The organism is Streptomyces glaucescens (assembly GCF_002154375.1).
Classification (GTDB): domain Bacteria; phylum Actinomycetota; class Actinomycetes; order Streptomycetales; family Streptomycetaceae; genus Streptomyces; species Streptomyces glaucescens.
Map to the genome: position 1 here is coordinate 1 of NZ_MUND01000071.1, position 879 is coordinate 879.

Consider the following 879-nt stretch of genomic DNA (forward strand, 5'->3'; position numbering starts at 1 on the left):
ACCGGGTACAGAGCACGCAAAGCGGGTTCCCGCCCGGCCCGTACCGGTGCGTCGGATGCTGACAGCCCTGGCACGGTCCGTCGACGGTGTGGGGGACCTGCCGGGTTCGGCGTTCGAGGCGGGTGTTCACGGTGCTCCTCACGGGTGTGTGGGGTGGATGGTGGGTGCGGGGTTCAGCGGGCCTTGGCTTGGTGCTGCTCGCCCATCTGGCGGGCGCGGGTGCTGCTGTCGGTCTCCCAGCCGGTGGCGCCGCAGGTGCACACGTACTGGTACTTGCGGCCGCCGCGGGCGGGCCGGATGTCGATGCGGTGGGTCTGGCGCATGGGGTCGGTCCTTTCGGTGGTCAGGCGGCGTGCTGGTAGTCGTCGGGGGTGGGGGTGGTGTGGGCGTCGATCTCGGCGAGGTTGATCTCGGCCTCGAAGTCGGCGGACGTCCAGGTGCTGGAGTCGTTGCCGTGGGCGGCGGCGAACTCGGGTCCGGTCATCGGGCGCTCCCCTCGGCCTTGGCGGAGACGGTGGCCGCGGTGTCGACGGGCTGCTGGACCGTGAGGGCGTCGAGGATTTCGTCGATGAGGGTGCTAAGGAGGCCCTCGACGGTGAGGGTGAAGACGAGGACGGCGACGATGCCGAAGGCGCTGGGCTGGTTGAGCAGCTCGTAGAAGGCGACGCCGGCGCCGAGGGTGCCGCCGTAGTAGGCGATGTTGGCGGTGGTCCGGATGGTGTTGGTCTTGATGCGCTGCTTGTTCACGGTGGTCCTTTCGCTGGCTGTTGGTGGGGTGCTGGTCGTGCGGGGGCCGTGCCCGCGGTGGCAGGGGGTCCGTGGCGGACACGACCTCCGGCAGGGCCAGAGGGGGTGGGGCCCGGCCGGGAAAGGGGGCGG

The 879-nt window shown here is 70.9% G+C and carries 3 protein-coding genes; all 3 read right to left on the reverse strand.

The genetic code is table 11. The annotated features are described in order from the left end of the window. Positions 1 to 173 precede the first annotated feature (173 nt). The 3 genes from CCN42_RS42475 to CCN42_RS05665 are packed head-to-tail and all read right to left on the reverse strand — an operon-like array spanning position 174 to position 747. Positions 174 to 323, reverse strand: a complete 150-nt coding sequence (locus CCN42_RS42475) for a hypothetical protein (protein WP_158102065.1) — start codon at positions 321 to 323, stop codon at positions 174 to 176. A 20-nt stretch (positions 324 to 343) separates the two neighbouring features. Continuing rightward, on the reverse strand, positions 344 to 484 hold the full coding sequence (locus tag CCN42_RS42480; protein WP_158102066.1) for a hypothetical protein: 141 nt from the start codon (positions 482 to 484) through the stop codon (positions 344 to 346). Further along, positions 481 to 747 carry a hypothetical protein gene (locus CCN42_RS05665; protein WP_086733408.1) on the reverse strand — a complete coding sequence of 89 codons (267 nt, stop codon included), beginning with the start codon at positions 745 to 747 and terminating at the stop codon, positions 481 to 483. The genes CCN42_RS42480 and CCN42_RS05665 overlap by 4 nt, the downstream gene beginning before the upstream one ends. Positions 748 to 879 lie beyond the last annotated feature (132 nt).